23 protein-coding genes are annotated in these 25,929 nt (G+C 61.4%); 13 read left to right on the plus strand and 10 right to left on the minus strand.

Features of this window, described 5'->3' with window-relative positions; genetic code table 11:
* The first annotated feature begins 352 nt into the window (after positions 1-352).
* The gene (locus tag CWM54_RS03650; RefSeq protein WP_004140155.1) at positions 353-616 is read left to right on the plus strand and encodes a DUF333 domain-containing protein; all 264 of its coding nucleotides are present in this window, start codon (positions 353-355) and stop codon (positions 614-616) included.
* A 45-nt stretch (positions 617-661) separates the two neighbouring features.
* Here CWM54_RS03650 and hslJ read toward each other — a convergent pair whose 3' ends face one another.
* From hslJ to CWM54_RS03665, 3 genes are all read right to left on the minus strand, one after another.
* Positions 662-1,102 (minus strand): heat shock protein HslJ, encoded by a 441-nt coding sequence (hslJ, locus tag CWM54_RS03655; protein ID WP_061154805.1) that lies wholly within the window; start codon positions 1,100-1,102, stop codon positions 662-664.
* A 122-nt stretch (positions 1,103-1,224) separates the two neighbouring features.
* Entirely contained in the window at positions 1,225-2,214 is a 990-nt protein-coding gene (locus tag CWM54_RS03660) for a 2-hydroxyacid dehydrogenase (RefSeq protein WP_008805143.1), read from the minus strand.
* A gap of 147 nt (positions 2,215-2,361) precedes the next feature.
* A complete protein-coding gene (locus CWM54_RS03665; RefSeq protein WP_100696005.1) occupies positions 2,362-2,862 on the minus strand; it encodes a DedA family protein in 501 nt (166 codons plus the stop codon).
* 205 nt (positions 2,863-3,067) lie between these two features.
* Here CWM54_RS03665 and CWM54_RS03675 point away from each other — a divergent pair, with 205 nt between their 5' ends.
* Genes CWM54_RS03675 through CWM54_RS03685 form a run of 3 tightly spaced genes read left to right on the plus strand, consistent with a single transcriptional unit; the run spans position 3,068 to position 6,220 of the window.
* Entirely contained in the window at positions 3,068-5,707 is a 2,640-nt protein-coding gene (locus tag CWM54_RS03675; protein ID WP_100696007.1) for a YdbH family protein, read from the plus strand.
* Positions 5,704-5,889, plus strand: coding sequence for a YnbE family lipoprotein (locus CWM54_RS03680; RefSeq protein WP_012968375.1), 186 nt, complete (start codon positions 5,704-5,706; stop codon positions 5,887-5,889). Before CWM54_RS03675 ends, CWM54_RS03680 begins: the two co-directional genes overlap by 4 nt.
* A 7-nt stretch (positions 5,890-5,896) precedes the next feature.
* Positions 5,897-6,220 carry a YdbL family protein gene (locus tag CWM54_RS03685; protein WP_012541948.1) on the plus strand — a complete coding sequence of 108 codons (324 nt, stop codon included), beginning with the start codon at positions 5,897-5,899 and terminating at the stop codon, positions 6,218-6,220.
* Here the strand turns inward: CWM54_RS03685 and feaR are convergent, their stop codons facing one another.
* Positions 6,221-7,123 (minus strand): transcriptional regulator FeaR, encoded by a 903-nt coding sequence (gene feaR, locus CWM54_RS03690; RefSeq protein ID WP_100696009.1) that lies wholly within the window; start codon positions 7,121-7,123, stop codon positions 6,221-6,223.
* 235 nt (positions 7,124-7,358) lie between these two features.
* Between feaR and CWM54_RS03695 the strand changes: the two genes are divergently transcribed.
* Positions 7,359-8,858, plus strand: a complete 1,500-nt coding sequence (locus tag CWM54_RS03695) for an aldehyde dehydrogenase family protein (protein ID WP_100696011.1) — start codon at positions 7,359-7,361, stop codon at positions 8,856-8,858.
* Positions 8,859-8,982: 124 nt separating this feature from the next.
* Positions 8,983-9,873: an oxidoreductase gene (locus tag CWM54_RS03700; protein WP_100696013.1), complete on the plus strand. Its 891-nt coding sequence runs from the start codon at positions 8,983-8,985 to the stop codon at positions 9,871-9,873.
* Positions 9,874-9,890: 17 nt separating this feature from the next.
* Here the strand turns inward: CWM54_RS03700 and CWM54_RS03705 are convergent, their stop codons facing one another.
* The 4 genes from CWM54_RS03705 to CWM54_RS03720 are packed head-to-tail and all read right to left on the minus strand — an operon-like array spanning position 9,891 to position 13,901.
* The gene (locus tag CWM54_RS03705) at positions 9,891-10,622 is read right to left on the minus strand and encodes a class II aldolase and adducin N-terminal domain-containing protein (protein WP_100680085.1); all 732 of its coding nucleotides are present in this window, start codon (positions 10,620-10,622) and stop codon (positions 9,891-9,893) included.
* A gap of 5 nt (positions 10,623-10,627) precedes the next feature.
* Complete coding sequence (locus CWM54_RS03710; protein WP_061154796.1) at positions 10,628-11,458, minus strand: ABC transporter substrate-binding protein; 831 nt, start codon at positions 11,456-11,458, stop codon at positions 10,628-10,630.
* Between the two features lie 23 nt (positions 11,459-11,481).
* On the minus strand, positions 11,482-12,354 hold the full coding sequence (locus tag CWM54_RS03715) for a phytanoyl-CoA dioxygenase family protein (protein ID WP_100680086.1): 873 nt from the start codon (positions 12,352-12,354) through the stop codon (positions 11,482-11,484).
* A gap of 26 nt (positions 12,355-12,380) precedes the next feature.
* The gene (locus CWM54_RS03720) at positions 12,381-13,901 is read right to left on the minus strand and encodes an amino acid ABC transporter permease/ATP-binding protein (protein ID WP_100696015.1); all 1,521 of its coding nucleotides are present in this window, start codon (positions 13,899-13,901) and stop codon (positions 12,381-12,383) included.
* Between the two features lie 488 nt (positions 13,902-14,389).
* Between CWM54_RS03720 and CWM54_RS03725 the strand changes: the two genes are divergently transcribed.
* The 7 genes from CWM54_RS03725 (at position 14,390) to CWM54_RS03755 (ending at position 20,873) form a co-directional block, all read left to right on the plus strand.
* Positions 14,390-15,304: a LysR substrate-binding domain-containing protein gene (locus tag CWM54_RS03725; protein WP_100696017.1), complete on the plus strand. Its 915-nt coding sequence runs from the start codon at positions 14,390-14,392 to the stop codon at positions 15,302-15,304.
* Positions 15,305-15,472: 168 nt separating this feature from the next.
* A complete protein-coding gene (locus CWM54_RS03730; RefSeq protein ID WP_100696019.1) occupies positions 15,473-16,732 on the plus strand; it encodes a flavin-containing monooxygenase in 1,260 nt (419 codons plus the stop codon).
* A gap of 24 nt (positions 16,733-16,756) precedes the next feature.
* The gene (locus CWM54_RS03735) at positions 16,757-17,191 is read left to right on the plus strand and encodes a RidA family protein (protein WP_061154791.1); all 435 of its coding nucleotides are present in this window, start codon (positions 16,757-16,759) and stop codon (positions 17,189-17,191) included.
* Positions 17,188-17,862 (plus strand): DUF1028 domain-containing protein, encoded by a 675-nt coding sequence (locus tag CWM54_RS03740; protein ID WP_100680087.1) that lies wholly within the window; start codon positions 17,188-17,190, stop codon positions 17,860-17,862. The genes CWM54_RS03735 and CWM54_RS03740 overlap by 4 nt, the downstream gene beginning before the upstream one ends.
* Positions 17,855-19,024 carry an acetylornithine deacetylase gene (gene argE, locus CWM54_RS03745; protein ID WP_100680088.1) on the plus strand — a complete coding sequence of 390 codons (1,170 nt, stop codon included), beginning with the start codon at positions 17,855-17,857 and terminating at the stop codon, positions 19,022-19,024. The genes CWM54_RS03740 and argE overlap by 8 nt, the downstream gene beginning before the upstream one ends.
* Before the next feature lie 24 nt (positions 19,025-19,048).
* The gene (locus tag CWM54_RS03750) at positions 19,049-19,867 is read left to right on the plus strand and encodes a phytanoyl-CoA dioxygenase family protein (RefSeq protein WP_100696021.1); all 819 of its coding nucleotides are present in this window, start codon (positions 19,049-19,051) and stop codon (positions 19,865-19,867) included.
* A 22-nt stretch (positions 19,868-19,889) separates the two neighbouring features.
* On the plus strand, positions 19,890-20,873 hold the full coding sequence (locus tag CWM54_RS03755) for a zinc-dependent alcohol dehydrogenase family protein (protein WP_165785877.1): 984 nt from the start codon (positions 19,890-19,892) through the stop codon (positions 20,871-20,873).
* Positions 20,874-20,875: 2 nt separating this feature from the next.
* On the opposite strand, the gene tynA is transcribed toward CWM54_RS03755, so the two are convergent.
* Together tynA and paaZ are read right to left on the minus strand one after the other, a co-directional pair.
* Positions 20,876-23,143 (minus strand): primary-amine oxidase, encoded by a 2,268-nt coding sequence (tynA, locus tag CWM54_RS03760; protein ID WP_100680090.1) that lies wholly within the window; start codon positions 23,141-23,143, stop codon positions 20,876-20,878.
* 640 nt (positions 23,144-23,783) lie between these two features.
* Positions 23,784-25,835: a phenylacetic acid degradation bifunctional protein PaaZ gene (gene paaZ / locus CWM54_RS03770; RefSeq protein ID WP_100696025.1), complete on the minus strand. Its 2,052-nt coding sequence runs from the start codon at positions 25,833-25,835 to the stop codon at positions 23,784-23,786.
* Positions 25,836-25,929 lie beyond the last annotated feature (94 nt).

A 25,929-nucleotide genomic window follows, 5' to 3' on the forward strand; every position in this document is an offset into this window, starting at 1 on the left:
CTTACATTGCGCAAAAGAATGGACACGTGAAACCGCGACGTGCCCTGTAATTATATAAGGGGTAGTTTAGCAAACCGTTGGCGCGGCCATTTTTGCATTTGTGTCCTCAATGCGCCGGCCACCCGTGACCAGATCAATATTTTGCATGGTTCGCGGAGAAAATGGCTGCCTGCAGAGGGCGGGAACCACGCGCGCCCGGCGACCAGGCCGGAGCAGATCAAGCTTTCGGCGAAAATTTGCTAGAAAATGTTAATGAGGCGCATAAATACGTACTTCCCCTCTCGACGCCGCCCGCCACGCTGCCTATTATTCTGGGGTTTGCTTTTTTAAGACGTTTCCGAGGGGAGAGAGAATGCGAGCTGCGATGTTAGTAGGTTGTGCGGCGCTGTTGCTGTCGGCGTGCAGTAGTGAACCCGTTCAGCAGGCCACGGCGGCGCACGTCACGCCAGGCATGCGGGCGGCGATGAGCGACGCCGGTCAGGCCAACTGCGCCATGATAGGCGGCTCGTTATCGGTGGCTCGTCAGCTCGATGGTTCGGCGATTGGCATGTGTGCGCTGCCGAACGGCAAACGCTGCAGCGAGCAGGCGCTGGCGGGCGGCAGCTGCGGCTACTAACGGCGGCCCCGTCGCGGGGCAGCGTCAGCGGCACCTCAATGCCGGCTAGTGCATCAGGTCGGCGAGCTTATAGACCAGCGTCTGGTCGGCGGTCGCCAGCGTCAACTGGTTTTCCGTCAGATCGACCTGTGCGCCTTCGCGCAACATCTTGCCGATCGTCGCGTCAAGGGTATTAAGCTGGGCATCGTTGCACAGCATCCGGGTCATCGCCAGCGACTTCACCTTCAGCGCGCCGTCCGACACCTTACCTTCCCCGCTAAAGCCGTTGCACATATTGCCCGTTACATACACGTTGCCTGTAATAGCCATCTTCTCACCGAAGCTCAGCTCCAGCGGCCGGTCGCCAGCGTTGACCGCCTGGCCGTTGACGCTGGTCAGCACGAAGCGATGATGTTGCAGTTGTTCCGCGCCGGTGGACACCTTACTGTTGTAGACACAGCCGGACAGCAGCATACCTGCCGCCAGTAGCGCTGCAAATTTGTTCATTTGTACTCCGAAACATTCACATTACTAATAAAATAAAGCCAGTGTAACGGTATCGCAGCGGGGATCTGTGGGGATTATCTGAATGTGCTCCCCCCGGGAGAGGAGCACAAAAGGGAAAGGAATCAGACGATGGCGTTCGGGCAGGTTTCGCCGTTGGCGACCTGCTGCAGGTTGCCCAGAGTGGTCTCCGAAATGCTGATCAGCGCCTCAGCGGTGAGGAACGCCTGGTGGCCGGTGAACAGCACGTTGTGGCAGGCGGAGAGGCGCCGGAAAACGTCGTCCTGGATAACGTCGTTGGATTTGTCTTCAAAGAACAGATCGCGTTCGTTCTCATAAACGTCCAGCCCCAGCGCGCCAATTTTCTGGTGCTTCAGGGCGTCGATGGCCGCCTGGGAGTCGATCAGCGCGCCGCGGCTGGTGTTAATCACCATCACCCCGTCCTTCATCTGGTCAAACGCCTCGCGATTGAGCAGATGGTAGTTTTCGTCGGTCAGCGGGCAGTGCAGGGAGATCACGTCCGATTCCTTGTACAGCGTGGCGAGGTCGACATATTCCACCCCCAGCTCCAGCGCGGCGGCGCTTGGGTACGGGTCGAACGCCAGCAGACGCATACCGAAACCTTTGAGGATCCGCAGCATCGCCACGCCAATTTTGCCGGTGCCGATCACCCCGGCGGTTTTGCCGTACATGGTGAAACCGGTGAGGCCTTCGAGAGAGAAGTTGGCATCACGGGTACGCTGGTAGGCGCGGTGGATGCGGCGGTTGAGCGACATCATCATGCCGATCGCATGCTCAGCGACGGCTTCCGGCGAGTACGCCGGGACGCGGACCACGCGCAGGCCAAGCTCCTTTGCCGCCTCGAGGTCGACGTTGTTAAACCCGGCGCAGCGCAGAGCGATATACTTCACGCCGTGGGCCTTCAGCTCTTCCAGCACCGGGCGGCTGCCGTCGTCATTGACGAAGATACACACCGCCTCGCAACCGTTGGCGGTTTTGGCGGTCTTCGCTGTCAGCAGGAAGTCGAAGAATTCCAGTTCAAAGCCGTAGGTATCATTCACGTGCTGCAGGTACTTTTTATCGTACTGCTTCGTACTGTAAACCGCGATTTTCATAAGACTTTTCTCCAGTGATTATAACGTCACGGTAGCATATTTAAAATAATCGTACAATTATTAAAAAATAGTTTAATTGTCAGGTGCTTATGCTAATTCTAGAGCATATCGCGGATTTGCGGAATCTCTTTGAAAGACAAAGTTTTTTCACCACAAACTGAGGCTTAAAGCGCCGGGGGAGAGCAGCAGAAACGGCCACAGCAGACCGGAGCTAACGTTAGCTAGCTGAAACGACCACAGCGGCAGGCCGCTGGCGCCGCTGACCAGGGGCAGGGTGGCGCGCAGGGGAGAGAGGAAGCGACTGAAAAAGATAGCCCACAGGCCATAGCGCTGGAAAAAGAGCCGGCTGCGGGCCAGACGCTCGGCGGTCAGCCAGCGTAACTGTGTGAGGCGGTGACGATAGCGAACGCCTAACCACCACGAGAGCCAGAATCCGCCGATGGCGCCGAGGCTGGCGCTGGACCACATTAGCAGGAAATGCCCGAGGCTGGACGAAGCGAATGTCCCCAGCAGCAGCAGGCCGGAGGTGCCGGGGATCGCCAGCGACACCAGCGCACAGGATTTAGTGAAAGTGAGCAGGAAAACAATCAGCAACACCCATGGATAGTGGCCCTGTGCGCTCTCAATGAGCGAAATAATGAACGACACCGTCTCTCCCGCAAGCCATTCTGTCTGGCTGGAGTGTGGCAGGCGTTGCTTAAACAAAAGCTAAATGATGACGGCCGATCGCCGCGCCGCGATACCCGCTGGCAACTATGCTTTAACAGGCCGCAAACTTTCACTCACTGGTCGAACGTGTCACAATAGACGCCATTTGGCTTTTACTTATGTTGAATCAGGATATTAACTGCCCATGAAGGGTAAATATAAAGCCGCCATCGCGCTGGTGTTAGTGCTGGTGTTATTGCCGCTAACGCTGCTGTTGACGCTGACCCACTGGGTGCCGACGCTGGCGGGCATCTGGCTGCCCGTGGGCACTCGTATCTCGCTGCAGGAGAGCCCGCGTCTGACGCGGTCCGCTCTGCTGATCCCCGATCTGCGCTATCTGGTGGGCGACTGTGAACTCGCCCGGGTGACCGATACCCGCCTTTCGCGTCCCAGCCGCTGGCGGCTGCATATTGGCCAACTGGACATCAACAGCGCTTGTCTGAGCAAATTGCCCGTCAGCGAGCCCACGCCGGGATCGCCGCGCACCCTCGCCGAATGGCAATCGATGTTGCCCTACAGCTGGTTAACGATTGATAACCTGCGGCTGTCGCCGTGGGAGAAATGGCAGGGGCGGCTGGTGATGTCGTTGACGCCAGCGCAGCAGGACATCGGTTTTGCCGGTAAGGAACTGAGTCTGCAGGCGCGCCTGCGCGGCCAGGCCCTCACCGTCAGCCAGTTCAGCGCCCGGCTGACTGACGATCAGCAGCCGGTGAAGCTGGTGGGGACCTTCCATCTGCCGCTGGTGCCGGATGGCCTGCCGGTCGACGGCCAGATGCAGGGCACCTTTGAATTTCCACAGACCGCGGAATGGATCGATGCCGAGCTCGAGTGGCAGCACAATCGCGGCCAGCTTCTGGTCACGCCGCGCGGCGAGGTAGAGCCGATCCTGGACCTGCCGTGGGAGATCACCCCGGAGCGGATCACCATCAGCGACGGTCGCTGGCGCACCCGCTACCAGAACTATCCGCTCAGCGGGCGCGTCGCACTGTCGGTGGGCAACTGGCAGCAGGGGACCGAGCAGATGACCGTCAGCGGCCGCTTAAATGTCCTCACTGAGGGGCATGCCGGCAAAGGCAACGCGGTGCTGAATATCGGTCCGGGCAAGCTAAGCATGGATAACAGCGACATGCCGCTGCGGCTCACCGGCGAGGCCAAGCTGGGTGAGATGATCTTCTACGCGGCGCTGCCGGCCCAGCTCAGCGGGTCGCTGGTCAGCCCGCAGCTGGCCTTTCATCCCGGGGCGCTGCTGCGTTCGCGCGGACGGGTGATCGACGCGCTGAATATTGATGAAATTCGCTGGCCGCTGGCTGGGGTGAAAGTGACCCAGCAGGGCGTCGAGGGCCGCCTGCAGGCGATCCTCCGCGCCCATGAGCAGCAGATGGGCGACTTTACGCTGCATCTGGACGGTCAGGCGAGCGATTTTCTGCCCGACAGCGGCCGCTGGCAATGGCGCTACTGGGGTGAGGGGCACTTTACCCCGATGCAGGCGCGCTGGGATGTGAAGGGCAGCGGGGAGTGGCGCGACAATGCCATTACCCTGAGCAGCCTCTCCACCGGCTTCGATAAGCTCGAGTACGGCACGATGCGGGTCAGTACGCCGCGTCTGACGCTCGAGCAGCCGATCCGCTGGCTGCGTGATGCCCAGCACCCGCGGCTGACCGGCGCGCTGTCGCTGGACGCGGCAAAAACCACCTTCTCCGGCGGCAGCTATCTCCCGGCGTCAACGCTGAAATTTGCCCTCGACGGCAGGGATCCGACGTGGTTCCAGTTCACCGGCGCCCTGCACGCCGATGCCATTGGCCCGGTGCGGCTGACCGGGCGTTGGGACGGCGAACGGCTGCGCGGCCAGGCGTGGTGGCCAAAACAGTCGCTGACGGTGTTCCAGCCGCTGGTGCCACCGGACTGGAAGATGAACCTGCGGGAAGGCAGTCTCTATGCGCAGGTGGCCTTTTCGGCGGCGGCCGGGCAGGGATTTGAGGCGGGCGGCCACGGCGTGCTGAAGGGCGGCAGCGCCTGGATGCCGGATAACCAGATTAACGGCGTCGACTTCGTGCTGCCATTCCGTTTCAGCGACGGCCACTGGCAGCTGGGCACCCGTCGTCCGGTCTCCCTGCGTATTGGCGAAATCGTCAACCAGGTGACCGCGCGCAATCTGACGGCGGACCTGCAGGGCACCTGGCCGTGGAGTGAGGCCAATCCGCTGCAGCTCAGCGACGTCAGCGTCGATCTGTTAGGCGGTAAGCTGACCCTGCTGCAGCTGCGCATGCCGCAGCGCGACCCGGCGCTGATCCGTCTGCAACATATCTCCAGCAGCGAACTCACCAGCGCCGTCAAGGTGAAGCAGTTCGCCATGTCCGGGGCGGTGAGCGGCGCGCTGCCGCTGTGGCTGGAAAACAACCAATGGATCATCCACGACGGCTGGCTGCGTAATGACGGGCCGATGACCCTGCGGCTGGATAAAGACACTGCTGATGCGCTGGTGGCGGACAATGTCTCCGCCGGGGCGGCGATTAACTGGCTGCGCTATATGGAGATCTCCCGCTCGTGGACGCGGATTAACCTCGACAATCTGGGCGTATTGACGCTTAAGGCCACCATCAACGGCACCAGCCGGGTGGACGGGAAAAGCAGTACCGTGCATTTAAACTACGCTCATGAAGAGAATATTTTCGACCTGTGGCGCAGTTTACGCTTCGGCGACAATTTACAGGCGTGGCTCGAACAGAATGCCATGCTGCCCGTGCGGCGCTGTACGGACGGTAAGACATGTAAGGAACCTAAATGAATAAGTTGCTACTGGCCATGGTGGCGCCGATGCTGCTCGCCGGCTGTACGCCGCGTATCGAAATTGCGGCATCGAAAGAGCCCATCACTATTAACATGAATGTCAAAATTGAGCATGAGATCCACATCAAGGTCGATAAGGATGTGGAAAACCTGCTGAAATCCCGCAGCGATCTGTTCTGAGGCGACGATGAGAAAACGACTGTTAAGCGCAGCGCTGGCGCTGACCTTACTCAGCGCGCCCGCGCTGGCGTTGACCCTGAGCGAAGCGCGGCAGCAGGGGCGGGTGGGGGAAACGCTGAACGGCTATCTGGCGCCGCTGCGCCAGGATAAAGAGACCTTAGCGCTGGTGAAGCAGATCAATGCCGCGCGCAGCGAAAGCTACCAGCAGCTGGCGGATGACAACAATCTGCCGGTAGATGAAGTGGCGAAAATGGCCGGGCAGAAGCTGGTGGCACGCGCTCAGCCCGGGGAGTACGTCCAGGGGCTGAACGGCCAGTGGCGGCGTAAATGATCAGCGGCAGCGCTTGCGGTATTCGCCCGGCGAGACGCCAAAGCGCTGCTTAAAGGCGGTGGAGAAATGGCTGTGGTCGCTGAAGCCCCAGCGGTAGCCGATCCCCGCCAGCTTTTCGTCGTCATGGACGTTTTGTAACGCCCTGGCACACAGGTCCAACCGCCGGTTCTTAATATACTGCGCCACCACCAGCCCTTTGTCGGCAAACAGCCGGTACAGGCTGCGTACCGACATCCCCGTCTCGCTGGCCAGCCACTCCGGGCGCAAATGCTCCGACTGAATGGACGCATCGATTAACGCAATAATCTTCTGAAACTGCTTTTCCCGCCGGGAAGGGGTAGGCTCGCGCTGATGCAGCACCGGGCGCAACAGGCAGGCGATCGCCTCCAGCGCCGCTTCACTCTCGCTGGCGGAGAGTGTCGTGCCGCCCATGCTTTCCAGCAGCAGTCGCTGGCTGAGCTGCACCATTGGCAGGGATTTGTCCAGCCGGCAGGCGGTGGCGATGTCGCCTGATGGCGCCACCCGCTGGCGCGGCAGCAGCAATGAGGCCTGACGCGAGGTCTGCTGCCAGACAATCGAGCAGGGGCGGGCGGCGTCGATTAACGTGATATCGCCTGCCGCCAGCGTCACCTGGCGATCGTCCTGTTCGATGATGGCTTCGCCGGCAAGCTGAAATACGGTGTAGAACCAGGCGTCGTTATCGCGTTTTATCTCATTGTGTGTGCGGTAGAGATTAACGCCGGCGGCGGTGACCGTACTGACCTTGAGGCTGCCGGCGTAGCGGGCGTCAATCTCGCCGTGGAAGCGCCCCTCCAGCGGCCGGGCGGCGAAATGGCCGCAGACCTGATTGATCGTCGCCAGCCAGCGCTGGTACGCCAGCCCTCCCTCTGCCGTGGTCATCATTCGCCCTTCTCCTGTAATAACAATGTTTCCGCATTGTTGCATTTATGCCGCCTCAGGCAAGGCCGCGATGGCGGGTATATGAAAGAACTATTACCTGCGGCACATTTCTGCCAGGGCAAGCCGCGGAATTGCGGCGACTGTCACAGCGGCGCAAACGAATGTCACAGAGAAAAAAGCGCCAGCCGCCAACCGGACATAGACTGAAAGCACTATCCGCGAAGAATAAGGAAAGGGTATGTCCACCTCTCAGATAGCGCTGCTTGCCAGCGTCCAGCAGTTTTTAGACCGTCAGCATGGCCTGTATATCGACGGCGCACCCTGCGCCGCGCAGAGCGAAAACCGGTTAACCGTCTGGGATCCGGCCACCGGGCAGGCGATTGCCACCACCGCCGACGCCAGCCCGGCGGATGTTGACCGGGCGGTGATGTCCGCCTGGCGCGCTTTTGTCGATCGCCGCTGGGCCGGGCGCACCCCGGCCGACCGTGAACGCATCCTGCTGCGTTTTGCCGATCTGGTGGAGCAGCACGGCGAAGAGCTGGCGCAACTGGAAACCCTCGAGCAAGGCAAATCCATTGCGATCTCTCGCGCCTTTGAGGTCGGCTGCACCCTGAACTGGATGCGCTACACCGCGGGGCTGACCACCAAGATCAGCGGCCGGACGCTGGACGTGTCGATCCCGTTCCCGCAAGGGGCGCGTTACCAGGCGTGGACCAAAAAAGAGCCGGTCGGGGTGGTGGCGGGCATCGTCCCGTGGAATTTCCCGCTGATGATCGGCATGTGGAAGGTCATGCCGGCGCTGGCGGCGGGCTGTTCGATCGTCATCAAACCCTCTGAAACCACCCCGCTGACCCTGCTGCGGGTGGCGGAGCTGGCGACCCAGGCGGGCATTCCTGACGGGGTGTTCAACGTAGTCACCGGCAGCGGCGCCGGCTGCGGCGCGGCGCTGACCGCCCATCCGCAGGTGGCGAAGGTCAGCTTTACCGGCTCGACGGCGACCGGGAAACAGATTGCCCGCGTGGCCGCCGACCGCCTGACCCGCGTGACGCTGGAGCTGGGCGGCAAGAACCCGGCGATTGTGCTCAAAGATGCCGACCCCCAGTGGGTTATTGAGGGGCTGATGACCGGTAGCTTCCTCAATCAGGGGCAGGTCTGCGCCGCCAGCTCGCGGATCTACATCGAAGCGCCGCTGTTTGACACCCTGGTCAGCGGTTTCGAGCAGGCGGTAAAATCGCTGCAGGTGGGGCCGGGGATGCAGGAGACGGCGCAGATCAACCCGGTGGTTTCCCGGGCCCACTGCGACAAGGTGGCGGCCTACCTCGAAGAGGCTCGCCAGCAGAAGGCAGAGCTTATCAGCGGCAGCGCCGGACCGGATGCGGGGGGATACTATATTCCGCCGACGCTGGTGGTTAACCCCGACGCCGGACTGCGCCTCACCCGTGAGGAGGTGTTTGGCCCGGTGGTGAACCTGGTGCGGGTGGCCGACGGCGAGGAGGCGCTGCGCTTGGCCAACGACAGCGATTTTGGCCTGACCGCCAGCGTCTGGACCCGCGATCTGACCCAGGCCCTGAACTACACCGACCGTCTGCAGGCGGGAACGGTCTGGATCAACAGCCATACCCTGATTGACGCCAACCTGCCTTTCGGCGGCATGAAGCAGTCCGGTACCGGCCGCGATTTCGGCCCGGACTGGCTCGACGGCTGGTGCGAAACTAAATCCGTCTGCGTGCGTTACTAGACCTCTGTCGGGGAAAGCGAATGGCTTTTCCCGACGCGCCGCTTGCCGAGCTCCGGTCTTTCTCGCTACTGTGGAGGGCAATCTTTGCCCAACCAGGGCGGTGAATCATCAGGAGGTCTTCGGCATGACAGCATTTCCTAAGGTTGCACTTATTGGTCCCGGCGCCATCGGCACGACTATCGCCGCCGCCCTGTTTGAGGTGGGGAGAGCGCCGGTGGTCTGCGGGCGTACCGCCCATTCGGCGCTGGTGCTGCGCACAGAAGAGGGCGAGATCGTGGTGCCCGGCCCGGTGCACACCGACCCAACGGCGATAGCCGCCCCCTTCGACCTGGTGTTTGTCGCGGTGAAAACCACCCAGACGGAGGCCATCGCCCCCTGGCTGACGGCCCTGTGTTCCGCGGACACCGTGGTGTGCGTGCTGCAAAACGGCGTTGAACAGCGCCAGCAGTTTGCCCCCTTGACCGGCGGCGCGACGGTGTTGCCCTCGGTGGTCTGGTTTCCGGCGCAGCGCGATGCCGATGCCTCTGTCTGGCTGCGCGCCACGCCGCGCCTGACCCTCCCGGATCTGCCGGGGGCAGAGCGAGTGCAGCAGGCGCTGGCGGGGACCCGCTGCGCGGTGGACCTGGCGGCGGATTTTACCACCGTGGCCTGGCGTAAACTGTTGCAGAACGCCGTCGCCGGACTGATGGTGATGACCGGACGCCGCGCCGGGATGTTTGCCCGGGAGGACATTACTGCCCTCGGACTGGCTTATTTGCGCGAATGTCTGCAGGTGGCGCGGGCGGAAGGGGCCGCCCTGGGCGACAGCGTGCCGGAGGAGATTATCGCCGGTTTTCACCGGGCGCCTGCCGACTTAAGCACCTCTATTCTGATCGATCGCCTGAATGGCCGACCGCTGGAGTGGGATATTCGTAACGGCGTGGTGCAGCGTCGCGGGCGTCAGCACGGCATTCCGACACCGCTCAGCGATATCATCGTGCCGCTGCTGGCGGCAGCCAGCGACGGCCCGGGCTGACCCGGGCAGGCGCGGGGTTAGTCCACCAGGGAGGGATCGAGGTCGATCATTAACTGCTTCATTTCGGCAAAATGCTGCCGCGAGAAATCGGCAATCTTCTCCCAGTCCTGGGCCGTTTTTTCCGCCACCGCGTCTGACAGCACCTTCAGCGGCTGGCCGGTGGACCAGGCGGTGATCAGGATCTGACAGGCGCGCTCCAGGGTCCAGATATCATCGAACGCCTCGCCGATGGTCGGGGCGGTCACCAGCACCCCGTGATTCCCCATCAGCAGGCGGCGTTTGTCCGCCAGCAGGCCCGCCAGCCGGGCGCCTTCTGCCGCGGTGTCCGCCATCCCGCCGTACAGGGTATCGACGGCGACCCGGTTAAAATAGCGGGCCGTGTTCTGGTCGATGGGCAGGATCTGCGGCGTCGCCAGACAGGCGAGGCTGGTGGTGTACACCGGGTGCAGATGCAGCACCACCCGCACGTCCGGGAGCCGCTGATGGATCTGCCCGTGAATAGCCCACGCGGTGGCATCGACGTCAGGGCGCGCGGCGCAACGTTCATCATCGGCGTTCAGCACCAGCAGATCGCTGGCGCGGATGCGCGAAAAGTGTTTCCACTTCGGGTTGAGTAAAAACGTTTTCCCGTCGTCGGAGAGCGCGGCGCTGAAATGGTTGGCCACCGCCTCATGCATGCCGAGATGGGCAATGATGCGAAAGGTGGCCGCCAGGTCGATGCGGATCTGCTCTTCATCGGTATCGCGCATGGGCATTACTCCGCTTTCGGCATCAGGGTCTGCAGATCGTCCGCCGTCGGCGCCTGGAAGTGATATTTCTTCAGCAGGGCGGCATATTCCGGCGTCGCGCTGTATTTTTTCAGCGCCTCTTCGAGGGCGGTTTTCACCTCAGTATTGCCTTTTTTAACGCCAAAGCCGTTCAGCACCGGATAGATCAGCGTGTCAGAGGAGATAACCACCCGGTCACCCAGTTTTTCCACCACCCCGCGCGCCACGGCGGCGTCGGTGATCTGCGCATCGACGGCGCGCGAAAGCAGCGCCTGGGTGGTCTGCGGGTCGGTGGTATAAACGCTCAGCGCAATCGGCTTCAGCCCCTTCTTCACGCAGTAGTCGGCGGAAAGCTTCTGCAATTGCGCCAGCCACGAGGTGGCGCCCATCGAGCCGATTTTATGCCCGCAGAAGTCCTCCGGGGTCTTAGGCTGGTAGTCGCCGCCTTTGCGGGCGAGGATCGCTTCCCCGCTTTTCAGGTACGGCACCATATCGATCACCTTCAGGCGTTCGGCGGTAATGTACATCGACGAGTTGGTGATATCGAAGCGCCCACCCTGCAGCCCGGGGATCAGGTTGGGGAAGCGGGTATCGATATTCACTGCCTCACGGCCCATGGTCTTCGCCAGACCATCGAGCAGCTCGATGTCAAAACCGGCTGGCTTATTATTTTCCATGTACTCGTAAGGAAAAAAGGTCATGTCCGAACCGGCGGTGATCTTACCGCTTTGCTGAAAGGCCAGTGCGCTAAAGGATGTCAGGGCAGCCGCTGCGCAGAGCAGCAGGGTCAGCGGGCGTGGTGCGTAAATGCGTGTCATAAAACCTCCGGAGTGTGGACAAATTACATGCTGGCGCGATCGGCGCCGGCCTGCTGAACAAAAAACGAAGCGCCGCGCGGCTTCTGCGGCAGACGAAGCTGGTTATCAGTGCTGCGCACCAGACCGCTCTCTTCTCCCGCGACCAGTTGGCCGGCATGGCGGCTCGGCAGCGGGTTTTCGCCGTAAGGTAGCGCATCCTCCGCGGCGTAGACGCTGATGAACAGGGTGCGCGGCAGGGCGGTCTCGTTGGGGCTGGAGGCGTGCAGCAGGCGGGTATGCATAAAGCAGACTGAGCCCGCCGGGCCAAAACAGGCCTGCGGCTGCTGGCAGTGCGTCGCCACCACCTCATCATCCACCGCCCCCGTGAAGCGCCCCTCCTGCCAGTGGGACCACAGCGGCCCCTGATGGCTGCCCGGCACCACGTTGAGCGGGCCATTCTCCGGCGTCACCTCGCTGACCATCAGCAGGGCGGTGATGATGTCGTCATTGCTGTGCGGGGTGAAGAGGAAATCCTGATGCCATTTCACCTCGGTGGCGGTGTGCGGCAGCTTGGAGTTAATTTTGCTGTGATGAAAGCGGGTGCCGCTGCCGCCGATCAACTGCGCGGCGATGGTCGCCATCCGCGAATTCAGCGCAGTATGGCGATAGACCTCGGAGATCTCCGTCGGGGAGGCGACCCGGCGCAGCGACGGATGGTCAGGAGCATGATCGCGCTCGATATCGAAGCGCGGCCGCCCGTCGAGGGTTTCTCCCCACACCGTCGCGTGACCGCGGCTCTCCTCGACCCAGCCGTCGAAATCGCTCTGCAGGGCGGCGATGTCGGCGCTGGAAAGCACCTCTTCGACCACCAGAAAACCCTGCTGATGAAACTGATCAATTTGCCACTGCGCAATCATAGTTTTTCCTCTTCACGTTCCGATAGTTAAGCCAGAGAAACATCTTTGAGAAAGGCCTCGACCCGCGGGTGTTGCCCGCTACGCATCGCCTGCGGCGTGTCATCGCACACCACCCGGCCTTTCTCCATAAACACGATCCGGTCGGACACTTTGAAGGCGAAGTTCATCTCGTGGGTGACGATGACCATGGTGATGCCTTCGTGGGCCAGGGATTCGATAACCTGCAGCACTTCATTCACTTTTTCCGGATCCAGCGCCGAGGTGGGCTCATCGAACAGCATGATCTGCGGACGCATCATCAGGGCGCGGGCGATCGCCACCCGCTGCTGCTGTCCGCCGGAGAGCTGGTGCGGATACTTCCAGGCGTGCTCCAGCATGCCCACTTTGTGCAGCAGTTCGCAGGCGTGCTGGCGCAGCTCCGCGTCACTTGCCAGATGGTGATAGCGCGGGGCCAGCAGCAGATTGCCGAACACGGTCAGATGCGGGAACAGGTTAAAGCTCTGGAACACCATGCCGATGTTCAGGCGATGTTCGGCATTCTCCATAAAGCGCGGCTTCTGCTGCCCCTGGCGGTCGAGGTGAATAAAGGGTTGGCCGTTAATCTGAATTTCGCCGTTATCGATCTGCTCAAGACCGTTCAGCAGGCGAATGAGGGTGGTTTTACCCGAGCCTGACGGACCGATGACCGAGACCACCTCGCCGGGCTGGATCTGCAGGCTCACCGCTCCCAGCACTTCGACGTTGTTGTAGGCCTTATGCAGCTTAGAGGCCTGCAGCGCCGGCTCATGACTCTGGGTGACGCTGCGCGCCATCGCCGGGCGGCGGGCGCTGGCCAGCCGCTGCATCTCGGCATCTACCGGACGAGCGGTATTGCGCTGGGTCACGTCAAGGTAGTTCTCCAGCCGTTTCAGCAGAAAATCGAACACCGTGACGATAAAGATGTAATAAAGCGCCACGGCCGTCATGGTCTCCATGACCAGAAAGTTCTGCGAGTAGAGCTGCTGGCCGACCATCAATATTTCGGTCAGGGAGATCACCGACACCAGCGAACTGAGCTTCACGATGGCGATATATTCATTGGCCAGCGCCGGCAGGGCGACGCGCAGCGCCTGGGGGATGATCACCCGCCACTGGATCCCGGCGTAGCGCAACCCCAGGGCCCGCGCGGCTTCGCTCTGCCCGCGAGGGATGGAGAGCAACCCGCCGCGGTGGATCTCGGCGATATAAGCCGCTTCGCTGAGGACCATCGCCAGCAGGCCGGCCCAGAAGGGATCGTTCAGCACCGGGGCGAAGGAGGGCAGCGCCTGCGGCATGTTGTAGACAAAAATCAGCAGGACCAGCAGCGGCATACTGCGAAATAACCAGATATACAGCCGGGCTGGGGTGGATAACCAGCCGCGCGGCGACTGTTTGGCCAGCGCCAGAATAAATCCGAGCACAATACTGCAGCCCCAGGTCAGCAGACTTAATTTAATGACGGTCCAGGTGGCCCACCAAAAATCGGCATCACTGAGCAGGCTTAACATGTAGTTCCAGTTAAACGTCATGGGCTATTTCACTCGTCATAATTATCAAAAATGAAAGTGGCTCGGCTGTGCCGTAATGGAGCGCCACCGGTATTCATCGTGCGAATACACTATGCTGGCAGGATGCTTTCAGAGGCAATTAGTAAATTTTTGGCCTTTAAGTTTAAAAAAACTATACAGCGATATTAACGATATGGAATTTAAAGTGATTGTTAAGATACTTTGCGTAAACAATTTAAAAACAATGACTGTAATTCAATAACGCTATTTTGTGGAAGAAGGGTATTTTGCGCGAAACTGGGGCAGACGCTGCCAGTCTGGCGTGCAGCGTGGCGCATGATGGTGCAATGGTGGAAATAAACCACGCGGGCATAGAGCAATAATAAATATTGTCTCCCCTTGTCGGGCAATGCGCCGCTCTTTTCCGGGGGTGGCACGCGGATTGCTTGGGACTTAGAGGAAAACTATTCCCCGTGTGCGCCGGACCATATTTTATCAATGGTGATGCTATGAACCGATTTACCCTGAAGCAGCTCAAATATTTCGTCACCGTGGTGGAGACGGAGAGTATCGCCGAGGCCTCCCGCCAGCTGCACATTGCGCAGCCGTGGATTTCGATTGCCATCAAGAATCTGGAGAGCACCTTCGACCAGCAGCTGTTTATTCGCCACCATGCGCAGGGCGTTTCGCTCACCTCCAGCGGCCGGCGGATCTACGATAAAGCGAAAGAGTTGCTGCGCCTGTCCTGGGAGTTCGAACAGAATTCGCGTGCGGATAAAGAGCTGGTTTCTGGCATGATCTCCATCGGTTGCTTTGAATCGGTGGCCCCGCTGTATATGCCGAAGCTGGTGGCCGGATTTAAAAAATGCTACCCGGACATCACCCTGCATCTGTACGATGGCGAACAGCATGAGCTGATGCATGGCCTGCACCGCGGCCGCTTCGACCTGGCGCTGGTCTACGATCTGGAGCTCGGCCATTCGATCAATAAAGAACGGCTCAATGCCCCGCATAAACCCTACGCGCTGCTGCCCGCCGCGCATCCGCTGGCGCAGAAGGCGCAGGTGACGCTGCAGGAGCTGAGCCGCGAGCCGATGATCCTCCTCGATGCGGTCCCCAGTAAAAATTATTTTATCTCCATCTTTAAGGAAAAGGGTTATCACCCGGAAGTGGCTTACAGTTCCCCCTCCATTGAAATGGTGCGCTGTATGGTGGGCCAGGGGTTGGGTTTTTCGGTGCTGGTCACCCGGCCCTGCTGTGATATGACCTACGATGGCGAAAGAGTGGTGCAGCGGGATATTGCCGATGAGATGCCCGCCTCAACCTTAATTATGGCGCATCTCGCGAATAATGAGCCCACGCGGCCGACGCAACTGTTTATGGATTATTGTCGCAGCATCGAATTAACCCCAACTCACGCCTGAAATAACGCCTGTCGATCCGGCAGGCATTATTTTTTGTCGTCACTCAGCCTCGTAAAATTCTATTCAGTCGATCGTTTTATAATATTTTACCAATTCGTCACAGTTAAATAACCTGAAAGCCGTCAATTCCGGCGACGTCGTCGGCAACTGTGCTTGAAGGATAGCGAAATGACTGAACAGATTACCGAGATCGATACCCTGGTGGTGGGCGCGGGGCAGGCGGGCGTCGCCATGAGCGAGCATCTGACCCGGCTGGATATCCCCCACCTGGTGCTGGAAAAGCAGGGTATTGCCCAGGCCTGGCGCAGCGGACGCTGGGATTCGCTGGTCGCCAACGGCCCGGCCTGGCACGATCGGTTCCCGGGCATGGTGTTCCCGGACTGCCCGGCAGACAGCTTTGTCGGCAAAGAGCAGGTGGCAGACTATTTTGCCGCCTATGCCCGCAGCTTCAATGCGCCGATCCGTACCGGGGTGGAGGTTTTCAGCGCCGAACGCCTCGTCGGACGGCCGGGCTTTCGTGTCGACACCTCGCAGGGGGTGATTGAAGCACAGCGGATCGTAGCGGCCACCGGGCCGTTTCAGCGGCCAGTGATCCCGGCCATCGCCCCGCAGAGTCAGGCTATTCAGCAGCTCCACTCCGCGCACTATTTTAACCCGCAGCAGCTGCCGGAGGGCGGTGTGCTGGTGATTGGCGCAGGCTCCTCCGGCGTGCAGATTGCCGATGAGCTGCAGCGGGCCGGACGCGCGGTGTGGCTGTCGGTGGGAGCGCACGACCGCCCGCCGCGTCGCTATCGTCAGCGCGATTTTTGCTGGTGGCTCGGGGTGCTGGGAATGTGGGATGCCGCGGCCAATGCGCCGGGTAAAGAGCATGTCACTATCGCGGTGAGCGGCGCGCGCGGCGGCCATACCGTCGATTTTCGCCAGCTGGCGCATCAGGGGGTCACGTTAGTGGGGCAGACCCGCGGCTTTGACGGTGACAAGGCACTGTTTCACCACGACCTGGCGGAGAATATCCGCCGCGGCGATGCCTCCTACCTTGCGCTGCTCGACGCCGCGGACGCGTGGGTGGCCCGCAACGGCATGGACCTACCCGAAGAGCCCTCCGCACGCGAATTTCTGCCCGATCCGGCCTGCGTCACCGACCCGCTGCTCAGTCTCAATCTGGCCGAGGCCGGGATCGGCACCATCATCTGGGCGACGGGCTACACCACCGACTATCGCTGGCTGAAGGTCAACGCTTTCGATGACGCACAGCGGCCACAGCATCATCGCGGCGTGTCGACGGAGCCGGGCGTCTATTTCCTCGGCCTGCCGTGGCTCTCGCGGCGCGGGTCCACCTTTATCTGGGGCGTCTGGCACGATGCCAAATATATTGCCGACCAGATCGCCATTCAGCGCCAGTACCAGCGTTACCAGCCGTCCTGTTAACCGTTTTCCTTAAGGAGTGCTTTGATGCCAACTCATACCCGTATTCGCATGTTTAACACCAAAGAGACTTACCCGAACCAGACGCTGAACAACGATCTGTGCCAGGCGGTGCGGGCCGGCAATACCGTCTACGTTCGCGGCCAGGTTGGCACCGACTTCGCCGGCAATCTGATTGGCCTCGGCGACCCGCGGGCGCAGGCGGAGCAGGCGATGAAGAATGTCGCCCAGTTGCTGAAAGAGGCCGGAAGCGACCTCACGCATATCGTCAAGACCACCACTTATCTGATCGATCCCCGCTATCGCGAGCCGGTCTATCAGGAGGTGGGCAAATGGTTGAAAGGCGTCTTTCCCATCTCCACCGGGGTGGTGGTGTCGGCCCTCGCACAGCCGCAGTGGCTGATGGAGATTGACGTTACGGCGGTGATCCCCGACGACTGGCAGGGGGAGGCAGCAGAATGACTCTCTCTATTAGCGCCCGCTGCCCGGAATCAGGTCAGCTGGGCATTGCCATCAGTTCGTCGAGCATGGCCGTGGGATCGCGCTGTCCGTGGCTATTGCCCGGCGTCGGCGCGGTCGCCAGTCAGAACATCACGTTACCGTCGCTGGGGCCGCATATTCTTGGCGCGCTTGAGGCGGGGGCCTCCGTTGAGCAGGCTCTGAACCTGGCCCTGGCGGAGGATCGCTTCCGCGAATATCGTCAGGTTGCGGCGATTGACGCCAACGGTGAAGTGGCGGTGTTCAGCGGGGAACATACCCTCGGCATCGGCGGCACCCTGGCGGGGGATAACTGCGTGGCGGCGGGCAACATGCTGGCCAGTCACGGGGTGATCGCCGCGATGGTGGCCGCCTTCGAGACGGCGAGCGGCGAACTGGCCAGCCGTCTGCTGGCCGGACTGCGCGCGGGGATTGCCGCCGGGGGCGAGGCCGGCCCGGTCCACTCGGCGGCGGTGAAGGTGGTGGACGATTACCCGTGGCCGGTGGTCGATCTGCGCATTGACTGGGCGGAGACGGATCCGCTGGCGGCCCTTGAGCAACTGTGGCTGGCCTGGGAGCCGCAAATGGACGCCTACATTACCCGGGCGCTCGACCCGCGCGATGCGCCCGCCTATGGCGTCCCCGGCGATGAATAACACGCCGGGGGCGATCCTGGCCGCGCTGCTGGCCTTTGACACCACCAGCCGCCATTCGAACCTGGCGATGATCGACTGGATCGCCGATTTTCTCGCTGCCCGCGGCGTGGCGTCCCGCCGCTTTTATGACCCGTCGGGCGGCAAGGCCAATCTCTACGCCCGGCTGGGGCCGTCCGGCGGCGGCGGGGTGATGCTCTCGGGCCATACCGACGTGGTCCCGGTGGACGGCCAGGCCTGGAGCGTTCCGCCTTTCAGCCTCACCGAGCGCGATGGCCGCTACTATGGCCGCGGCAGCGCCGATATGAAGGGGTTTCTCGCCTGCGTGCTGGCGGCAGTGGATGACTTTCTGGCGGCGCCGCTGCGCATGCCACTGCATCTGGCCTTCTCCTATGACGAAGAGGTCGGCTGTCTCGGTGTGCGCAGCCTGGTGGATTTTCTGCAGGCCTCGCCGGAGAAACCGGCGCTGTGCCTCATCGGCGAGCCGACGGAGATGCAGCCGGTGTTCGGTCATAAAGGCAAACTGGCTATGCGCTGCTGCATCGAGGGGCAGGCCTGCCATTCGGCCTACGCCCCGCAGGGGGTGAACGCCATCCGCTACGCGGCCAGGCTGATCAACCGTCTGGATCGGCTGGGCGTGCATCTGGCCCGGCAGCAGGACAGCCGCTTTTCGCCGCCCTTCAGCACGCTGCAGGTGGGCACCATTCAGGGTGGGGCCGCGCTGAACATCGTTCCGCAGTCCTGCCGCTTTGATTTTGAGATCCGCTACCTGCCGGGGATGCGTCCCGAAGCGGTCACCGAGGCGCTGGCGGCCTACGCCCGTCGCCAGCTGCTGCCGGAGATGCGCCGGGTAGGCAGCGGGAGCGACATCCAGTTCCAGCTGTTAAGCCACTATCCGCCCCTGCTCAGCGATCCGCAGTCCGACTTCGCCCGCTGGCTGGCGCAGTGGTGCGGCAGCGATCGCTTCTCCACCGTGGCGTTCGGCACCGAAGGAGGACTGTTCGATGAGATGGGCGTCGCAACCCTGGTCTGCGGGCCGGGCAGCATGGCCCAGGGCCATAAAGCCGATGAGTACATCAGCATCGCGCAGACCGAGCGCTGTATGACGATGCTGCGACAGCTTTGCGCGTGGATGCGTGCCGACCCCGCGGAACCGCTCACCTGATCCCTCAACACAGGAACCCAAGCGATGCACAATCAACACTCTCCCCACATCGATCAAGCGACCATCGACCGCTGGCAGGCGGATGGCGCGGTGTTATTAAAAGGCGTCTTTACCCCCTGGGTCGATCGCCTCGCCGAGGGGGTCACGGCGCTGATGGCCAGCCCCAGCGAGTATGGTCATGCGCGCACGGTGATCCCCAAAGATGGTTCGCCGCCTTTTTTTCAGGACTACTGCAACTGGTCGCGGATCCCGGCGTTTAGCGAATTTGTCTTTCAGTCAACGGCCGCCGAGATCGCGGCGGCGCTGATGCAGTCGCAGACGGCGAAATTTTTCCATGAACATACGCTGGTCAAACCGGCCGGAGGCAGCACGGTGACTCCCTGGCATCATGACCAGCCTTACTATTGCGTCTCCGGCAGACAGAACGTCAGCTTCTGGATCCCGCTGGACCCGGTGGCGGAGGCCACCTCGCTGCGCTGCATTCGCGGGTCGCATCGCTGGGAGGAGGAGTACAGTCCTACCCGTTTCAATGGCACTAAGCTTTACGAGCACACCCGGTTCAGCACCCTGCCGGATATCGACGCCCATGAGGACGAGTACGATATCGTCAGCTGGGCGCTGGAGCCGGGGGATGCGGTGGCCTTCCATTTCCGCACCGTTCATGGCGCCCGCGGCAACCCCGGCGCGCGGGCGCGACGGGTCTTCTCCGCCCGCTGGGTGGGGGATGACGCCGCGTTTGCCGATCGCGGCGGCGTGACGTCGCCACCGTTCCCCGAGCTGACCCTGCGGGACGGCGACCCGCTGGATTCCCCGCTGTTCCCCCAGGTTTGGCCGCGGGCGTGAGCCACTGGCGGCGGGATCTGCTATGATCCCGCCTTTCGCTGTCTGGAGCCTGTCGATGTTCAACGACGCCATTGTTTATGACCGCTACGGGCCGCCGGCCGCCGTGCTGACCCTGAAACGCCTGCCGCTGGCGCCGCTGGCGGGCGGACGGGTGCGGGTCAGGATGCGCTATGCCCCAGTGAATCCCTCGGATCTGATCCCCGTGACCGGCGCCTATCGCCACCGCACCCGACTGCCGGCCGTCGCTGGCTATGAAGGCCTTGGCGAGGTGGTCGCCGCGCCATACGGTAGCCGGCTGACCGCGGGCCAGCGGGTGCTGCCTCTGCGCGGGGGCGGCACCTGGCAGCGGTTTATCGATCTGGATGAGACCTGGCTGGTGCTGGTGCCGCCAGCGGTTGACGATCTGCTGGCCGCCCGCGGGTATATCAATCCGCTGACGGCTATGCTGATGCTCAAGCGCTGGCCGGTTGCCGGAAAACACCTTGTGCTGACCGCGGCATCGTCCTCCTGCGCCAGTCTGCTGGGACAGTGGGCGCTGGCGATGGACGCCCGCTCGGTGAGCGGGATTATTCGCTCGCCGCAGCACCGGGCGCGCCTGGAACAGTCCGGGATCTATCCGATCCTCGATACCGACCGGGCGCTGATGGAGAAGGTCAGCCAACACAGCGATCTGGTGTTTGACGCGGTGGGCGGCGAACTGGCGAATACGCTGCTGTCGGTGCTGCCCGCGTCGTCGACCCTGATCTCCTATGGGCTGTTATCCGGGCGGCCGCTGACCCAGACGCGCGGTAGCGCGACGGTGCGCAAGTTTCATCTGCGGGAGGCGTTGCCGACACTCAGCGTGGCGGCGTGGCGGGCGGCGTTTGACGAGATTTGGCTGCGCTTGCCAACGACCACCCAGCCGCCGGCCCAGCGCATAGCGTTGAACGACTGGCGGGAGGCGATTGCCGCCGCCGACCAGCCGGGAAGAGGCGGTAAAATCCTGCTCGATTTCACCGCCGGTTAAGATTACTTTTTCTTCTCGCCAAGGGTTGGGGTTTCGTCAAAGAAGTTCCACGGCTTCAGCAGGGCGTGCGCCCACTCGGTCGGCATGATCGGCCACTCTTCGGCGCGCGCCACGTGGGTGGTGCCGGTGGTGATCCACACGACGTCGTCGTGGTTGGTCAGCGACTCATCATCCTTCGCATACTGGCCTAAGCCGGTATCGTGGGCGGAACGGTTAGGGTATTTCCCTTCCGGGTAACGCTCTGTCGGGTGGTAACGCGTCACCCACAGCTGTTTATCCATAAAGCTCAGACGATGATATATCCACTCGTCCGGGGCGAACTTCGCGCCGGTCGCCGCCGGGTGCGTGCCGCCGGCGTAAGGGATAATCTGGTAAGAGACCGGGTTGCCCATGCGGTTCTCTTTGCTGGTGTTGCTCAGCAGGCGAATGGTGCCCGGGTCAAATTTCTGCGCTGCTTTTTGCTCGCTGTCAATGGTGTACTGATTGACCTGCATGGTACTGGTGCGCGGGCCACCGGCGGTGTTGGGCTTCACTTCAGGATCCATCGCCACCAGGGTGTTGTTTTCGCCGTCCACGTCGAGGTCGAGGCGGAAGTTATAGATGTGCTGGTGGGTGGTGCCGACAATATTATGGTCGATCAGCGTCCCGTAGCGGGTATCCTCTTTGGCGCTGGGGTCATGCATGGTCTTCGCCATCACGCCTTTAACGGCTTCAATGCCGGTAGCGCCGGCGTCGATACCGATGGTGCCGTTGTCGTGGAACACCCAGTCAAAGATATAGTCGTAGTTGCCGACGGTACTGATCCAGCGCACCACCAGCTCCCGGCGTTCGGTACTGACGTTGGGCTTGCCCATCTCCAGGTGCTTATATTCCGGCCCGGCATAGCGTTCGAATATGGCGACTGCGTGCGGGATGGTGGTCGGCGCGCCGGTGTAGTCGGCGATGGTTTCATCCAGCAGCACCGCATTCGACGGCGCGTCCTTGCCGCGGACAATCGGCGAGGTCAGGGTGCCCATGCCGTAATCGCCGGAGTCCAGATAGGCTTTGAAATACCAGCCGACGTCCGGGTCGCCGTAGGGAACGATCATCCCGCCGAGGGAACCTTCATACATCACCTGGCGTTTTTTGCCGTTATCGTTGTAAGTCACCGTCGAGAGGATTGGCCCGACTCGCGAGTTAAGGCGCAGGTGGAAATCCCAGTTCTGCCAGTGAATGGTATCCCCGGTAATGGTGTAGTTTTTGCCCTCTGGTTCCGTAATATCCAGCGGTTTCACCGCCGGGGCGTTGCGGTCGCGGCCATCATACGGACGGGGTTCCATCGGCACCGGGATCACCGGGCCTTCCTCAATTTTGATGATTTTCTTCGCTTCAAGGTCGACCACCGCCACCAGGTTTTCAATCGGGTGCGCCCAGTAGTTGCCGTCGCCGGTATCGAGATAACTCACTACCTTCAGCAGACGCGCATCCTGTTGCAGGCCATCTTTGCCATCAAAATAGCCGACGGTGAGCGGGGTGGTGACCACTTTGCCAGGATCGGTAATGCCGTGCTTTTTCAGCACCTCAGCGAATTCGCTGCTGGCGTTGATGATGTTCTGCACGCTGACAAAATCATCGAGCAGTACCATCCCGTGGGCGCCTTTAACTGGCGTCCAGGAGAGGATTTTTTTGTTTTGCAGATCGACGACAGCTTCAATCACGTGTTTGCCATCCAGCATCACCACATCGGCGGTGCGCGGTGCGTCAACGGGTGTTCCCTGCAAAGCAAAGGCCCACACCGCCGCTTTATCCGGCTCGTGCAGGGAAATTTCGGTAAAGCGGGTATTGGGCTGGAATTCCGGCGCGGCTTTAACAAGGGTCACCGCTTCACTGATTTCCGCTGCCGAGAGCGAGTTTAACGGGTGCGGGCGCTTTTCCACCTGGAAGGTCTGATCGAGACCGGACTGGAATACATCATTGATAAAGGTATCGGAGACCCAGGCTTTACCCTCCTTCATCACCACCGGCACCTGCAGGTCAAGGGTTTTACCGTTGACGATCGCGGTTTTGGCGCCGGGCTTCACTTTGACGTAAGCGCCGTCTTTTATCAGGGTAAACATTTGTGCGTAGTCATCCCACTGCACATCGGCTCCGAACGCCTGCAGCGTTTTATCCAGCGGTACCATGTGGGCTTCGCTGCCGTGGGCGAAGACCGGTGATTGCCAGGCGCAAACCACCGCCACGGCCAGCGCCAGCGCGGTTTTACGAGGAGAAAATTTCAAGCCGTTTGCCATGATGACCTCATCTTATTGTTGTGTTGTCTCTTGCCGCTGCGAATGTCGGCTTTGTCACCCTTAAGCTACCAGCCAGCGGCGCCGGGGCGTTTGTTTGCTTTTGCCAGCTTGTTTGTCAGTTTTGCCAGACGGACGTAAAAAATGCCTCCGCAGAGGCATTGAGAACGTGCGCCGATTTTTTTGCCGGGTGGCGGCTGACGCCTTACCCGGCCTACGGTCCGTGCGGCCTGCCGTTAATTTATTCACCATTCTTGCTGAAACTGCCGGTGTTGCGGCCTCAAAATCGCTGAGACGTTCCCGGAAGGCCGGGGCAGCCCGCATGGATGCGGGCTGAGGGCCGTGTTTTGCAGGGACGCTGCCTCGGCCCGACCCGCAGCCTGCAGGGAAAAGTCGAAGGCACCACGCAGTGGCGATTTTGCTGGCCGGAGCCCGGGGGTACAGGGGGCGGCGGCGACTGGCCGCCCCCTGTGCGCTCCCTGCGCCATGAGTGACATAACGCAGACGATTAATCGGGAGCGCAATGTGCGCTGAAGCCACAGATAACATAAAGGACTTCCCGGGGCGAAACCGTTGCAAACCGATTGCAGGATCAATGGCTCAAGGATCGGCCAACAGAGCGCCAGCGGTCTATTTTCCGCTATTACGCCGGAAAATCCCCTTGCTGGCGCGCCACCAGGGTCAGAATGGAATACAGCGCCACCGCCTGCTGGTGCTGGTTGAAAATCTCCACCGCCCATTCCACCACGCCGGTGGCTTTCTCATCGGCGCTGCGCTGACGTTTGACCGTTTTCCGCTTACAGGTCAGGCGAACCTGAATGGTGTCTCCCGGTTTGACCGGCTCAATAAAGCGCAGGTTTTCCATGCCGTAGTTGGCGATAACCGGCCCGACGCCGGCATCGACGAACAGCCCGGCCGCAGCGGAGATCAGGAAATAACCGTGGACCACCCGCTCGCCGAAAATCGACTCAGCGGCGGCGATTTTGTCCATATGCGCATAGAAATGATCGCCGCTCAGGCAGGCGAAATTAACGATATCCGCTTCGGTCAGCGTTCGGCGCGGGGTTAATAAGCTATCGCCAGGCTGGATCTCTTCGAAGTATTTACGGAACGGGTGAATGCGGTCTTCGCTAACCTGCGCGCCACGCACCCACTGCTGGCCGATGGTCGCCAGCATCGTTGGGCTGCCCTGGACCGCGGTACGCTGCATATAGTGTTTCACCGAGCGCAGCCCGCCAAGCTCTTCTCCGCCGCCCGCGCGGCCAGGGCCGCCGTGTACCAGCTGCGGCAGCGGCGAGCCGTGGCCGGTCGACTCTGCCGAGGACTCCTCGTTAAGGATCTGAATACGACCATGGGCGCGCGCGGCGCCAAGGATAAACTCGCGCGCCAGCTCGCCGCTGGCGGTGACCAGCGTACCAGCCAGACTGCCACCGCCGGCGCGTGCCAGCGTCAGCGCATGCTGGCGGTCGCGATACGGCATTAGCGTCGCCACCGGGCCAAAGGCTTCAATGGCGTGAACCGCCGGCGTTTCATCCGGCTGCGGGCAGTACAGCAGGGTCGGTGGGAAGAACGCGCCGGCCGCGCTGAGGTCCGCTTCTCCGCCAAGCAACGCTTCGCAGCCAGCGGAAATCAGTTTATTCACGCTCTCCTGTACGTCCTGACGCTGCTCGCTATTGACCAGCGCCCCCATTTTTATGCCTTCCTGCGCCGGGTCGCCGACGGTCACTTTATGCAGGCGGGCGATCAGTGCATCGCTAACCGCATTGATCTGCGCCAGTGGCACGATGATTCTGCGGATAGCGGTACATTTTTGCCCGGCTTTTGCCGTCATCTCGCGGACCACCTCGCGGATAAACAGCGCGAATTCCGGCTGCTCCGGCGTGACGTCTTCGCCTAACACACAGCAGTTGAGCGAATCCGCTTCCATGGTAAAGGGAATCGATTTGGCCACCAGGTTAGGGTGCGCCCGCAGCTGCTGGCCGGTGGCGGCGGAGCCGGTAAAGGTCACCACGTCCTGGCTATCGAGATGGTCGAGAAGATCGCCCGCGCCGCCGCAAATCAGGCTGATGGCGCCTTCCGGCACCAGGCCGCTGTCGACAATCGCTTTCACCATCGCCTGGGTGAGCTGGGCGGTAGCGGTGGCCGGTTTAATGATAGCTGGCATGCCGGCAAGCCAGGTGGGTGCCAGTTTTTCCAGCATTCCCCAGCAGGGGAAATTGAAGGCGTTGATATGGACGGCGACGCCTGATTTCGAGGTCAGCACGTGACGCGCGGCAAAACCGCCTTGTTTGGAGAGCGGGATCAGCTCGTCCTCCGGCCACAGGATATCGTCCGGCAATTCGCGACTACCGAGCCCGGCATAGGTGAAAAGGGTGCCGATGCCGCCTTCAATATCCACCCAACTGTCGGCGCGGGTCGCGCCGGTTTGCGCGGAAATGGCGTAGAACTCGTCTTTCTGCTCCAGCAACCGTTTTGCTACCGCTTTTAACATCGCGCTGCGTTCAATAAAGGTCATGGCTTGCAGAGCTTTACCGCCGCGCTCAATCGCGAAGCGGCGCGCCTGCGCCATATCCAGGCCTTCGCTGGTCACCTCCCACAGCGCCGCCCCGGTAATGGCGTGATGGATAGTACGGGCGCGGCCCCGGCCCCGGCCGGTCTGCCAGGCGCCGGATAAGTAACTGGCTAACTGCTGCATCGCAAATCTCCAAATGTGTTACGCATGATTACTATAAATAGTTCTTTTATGAATCATAAAATGCAAGTCTATATTTAATATTTTATTAACATTG

Origin of the sequence: Klebsiella sp. D-Nf1 (genome assembly GCF_002810515.1) — a bacterium.
GTDB lineage: Bacteria > Pseudomonadota > Gammaproteobacteria > Enterobacterales > Enterobacteriaceae > Klebsiella > Klebsiella variicola.